The 3,111-nt window shown below is 52.7% G+C and carries 2 protein-coding genes and 1 pseudogene; all 3 read left to right on the top strand.

Going from position 1 to position 3,111, the window contains the following annotated elements:
* Positions 1 to 124: 124 nt before the first annotated feature.
* On the top strand, positions 125 to 2,254 hold the full coding sequence (ftsH, locus tag OB13_RS15710) for an ATP-dependent zinc metalloprotease FtsH (RefSeq protein WP_461491124.1): 2,130 nt from the start codon (positions 125 to 127) through the stop codon (positions 2,252 to 2,254).
* 11 nt (positions 2,255 to 2,265) lie between these two features.
* The gene (locus tag OB13_RS15705) at positions 2,266 to 2,913 is read left to right on the top strand and encodes a LutC/YkgG family protein (RefSeq protein WP_461491123.1); all 648 of its coding nucleotides are present in this window, start codon (positions 2,266 to 2,268) and stop codon (positions 2,911 to 2,913) included.
* Positions 2,897 to 3,111, top strand: a pseudogene (locus OB13_RS15700) (UDP-2,3-diacylglucosamine diphosphatase); the annotation flags it as partial. The gene OB13_RS15705 and the pseudogene OB13_RS15700, both read left to right, overlap by 17 nt.

Here is a 3,111-nt window from a genome sequence, read left to right as displayed (position 1 = left end):
CTATGCGCTGGAAGAACTCTGGGGTGATGCCGGCATTCAGCGTATAGAGAATGTCTAATACCTATGGTTGCCCTGAACAAATCAGCGCGACCATAGTTTTTCATTTATCTGAAACTAACTATTCATGGCAGAACAGAATAATAAAGGAAATAATAAAAAGAAGAAGCCGATGATACCGGCTACGCCTCCACGGCCTACGATGCAGTTGTGGATGCTGGCCGTACTGATTCTGCTTATCTTCGGGCTTACCTACCTCAATAAGAGTAACTCTTCGGTTGAAACCACGCAGCAGAATTTTGAAGAAATGCTGTTGAGCAACGATGTCAAAAAACTGACGATCGTGAATGGCAAGATGGTAGAGGTATACCTGAAAGAGGAAGCCTTACAAAACGAAAAGTATAGCAGCGAGCTCGCGAACCGTGGCACTTTTGCGATGGAACAGGGGCCGCACTACCACTTCTCGATCATCACCGCAGAGTCTTTCAAGGAGGACCTGGAGAAAATTCAGGAGACCATTCCGCGTGAGCAGCGTGTGCCCTACAGCATCGACACCCGTACCGGCTTTGCCGATTTCTTCCTGCAGTGGGGCTTCCTGATCCTGCTCCTGTTTGGTTTCTGGTTCCTGATGCGCCGCGTAACAGCAGGTGGTGCAGGTGGCCAGATCTTCAACATCGGCAAATCCAAGGCGGCGCTCTTTGATGCAGAGAACAAAGTAAAGATCACTTTTAAGGATGTCGCCGGCCTGGAAGAAGCGAAGGAAGAAATACAGGAAATTGTTGAATTCCTGAAGAATCCGGGCAAATTCACGATACTGGGTGGTAAGATACCGAAAGGTGCCCTGCTGGTAGGCCCTCCGGGCACAGGTAAAACCTTGCTGGCCAAAGCAGTGGCCGGTGAAGCCGACGTCCCCTTCTTCTCGCTGTCAGGTTCTGACTTCGTGGAGATGTTCGTGGGTGTGGGTGCAGCGCGTGTACGTGACCTCTTCAAGCAGGCCAAAGCAAAAGCTCCCTGTATCATCTTCATCGATGAGATTGACGCGATCGGACGTCACCGTAGCCGCGGTTCGGCACCTGGTGGCAACGATGAACGCGAAAACACCCTCAACTCCCTGTTAGTGGAAATGGATGGTTTTGCGACTGACTCCGGTGTGATCATTCTGGCCGCTACCAACCGTCCGGACACCCTGGACTCTGCCTTGCTGCGTCCGGGTCGTTTTGACCGCCAGATCAGCATCGACAAGCCGGACATCAACGGCCGTACCGAGATATTTGATGTGCACCTGAAGCCACTTACCCTGGCTGCCGATGTGGATGCCCGCAAGCTGGCCGCACAGACACCTGGTTTTGCCGGTGCCGAAATTGCCAACGTGTGTAACGAAGCTGCCCTGATCGCGGCCCGCCGCAACAAAAAAGCAGTGGACCAGCAGGATTTCAACGACGCCATTGACCGTGTGATCGGTGGTCTGGAGAAAAAGAACAAGATCATCTCTCCGGAAGAGAAAAAGATTGTAGCCTACCACGAGGCTGGTCATGCCATTGCAGGCTGGTTCCTGGAGCATGCCGATCCGTTGGTAAAAGTGAGTATTGTTCCACGTGGTGTAGCCGCGCTGGGATATGCACAGTACTTGCCGAAAGAGCAATTCCTGTATACGACCGAGCAGCTGATCGACGAAATGTGCATGGCCCTGGGCGGACGTGCTGCCGAGGAGATCGTGTTTGGCAAGATATCGACAGGAGCCCTGAGCGACCTGGAGCGCATCACTAAAATGGCTTACAGCATCGTGACGATGTACGGCATGAACAGCAAGATCGGCAACGTATCGTTCTACGACTCGAAGCAGACCGAGATGACGTTTAACAAGCCTTACTCGGAAGCTACTGCAGAGACCATCGACAACGAAGTTCGCAGCATCATCTCGTCTGCCTACGAGCGCACAAAAGACCTGCTCAGAAGCAAGCGTCATGAGCTTGAGATTGTATCGCAGGAGCTGTTGCAGAAAGAGATCCTGTTCCAGAGCGACCTGGAGCGATTGGTGGGTAAGCGGCCGTTTGAAGCCCTGACCACTTACCAGGCGCATACGGCCGGTACGGATCGCAGCAAAACCAAAAGTGAAGTAGAGCAGGAGCAGCATCCGGTTGAAGTAGGGCAGACCGAGCATCCGGAGCAGAATGGCCAGGGCCAGGTACCGGGCACTACGCTGCAGAACGATGCCTCTACGCAGGACAATACATCCATCAACTCCAGAACAGCTTGATCTAGACAGGCATGTACGAAGCAAAATCTAAAGAAATAGTTTTAAGAAGAGTAAGAGAGGCGCTGGCTAAGTCAGCGCCTTTTCTGCCTCCTACACCCGACTTTAGTTCTCCCCTGCATCTGCCTTCCGAGGACCTGTCGGTAGAGTTTGCAGAAGCTTTTATCCGCAACAGCGGCCTGTTCGTGTATTGCGAAAATGAAGAAGACTTCTTTGATCAGCTTTTTGCGCTGAAGCGGGAACAGAACATGCAGTACCTGCACGTGTGGGAACCCAACCTGCAGAACATTCTCTACCAGGCAGGTATAGAATTCACGGCGGGAGAAGAGGACTTTATACAAAATGCCCATGCCAGCCTCACGACCTGCGAAGCGCTGATTACCCGCACCGGCAGTATCCTGGTCAGCTCTGCCAATGCCGGCGGCAGAAGGCTCACCGTATACCCGGAAACGCACATGGTAGTGGCAAAGGCAAGCCAGCTGGTACCCGACATCAAGGACGGCCTGCAGGGAATTCGCGATAAGTACAAGGACAACTTCCCGTCTATGGTATCCCTGGTAAGCGGCCCGAGCCGCACAGCCGATATCGAGAAAACATTGGTGATGGGCGCACACGGCCCGAAACAGCTTATACTGTTCCTGATTGATGACCTTCCGCATTGACAAATTAGAGCCGGGTAAGAAAGTATACTTTGCCTCTGATTTTCATCTGGGCGTACCCGACGCTGCCAGCAGCCGGGCGCGTGAGAAGAAAATAGTACGCTGGCTGGACTCCGTAAGGCATGATGCCGCTGCGATCCTGTTACTGGGAGACATATTCGATTTCTGGTTTGAGTACCGCCATGCTATACCCAAGGGCTA

This window comes from Pontibacter sp. HJ8 (assembly GCF_054824225.1).
This window is presented reverse-complemented; position numbering and strand designations above follow the sequence as displayed.

Bases quoted from the DNA above. Each gene is read 5' to 3' on its own strand.
- OB13_RS15705 (WP_461491123.1), top strand. From the start codon at position 2,266: ATGTACGAAGCAAAATCTAAAGAAATAGTTTTAAGAAGAGTAAGAGAG.
- ftsH (WP_461491124.1), top strand. From the start codon at position 125: ATGGCAGAACAGAATAATAAAGGAAATAATAAAAAGAAGAAGCCGATG.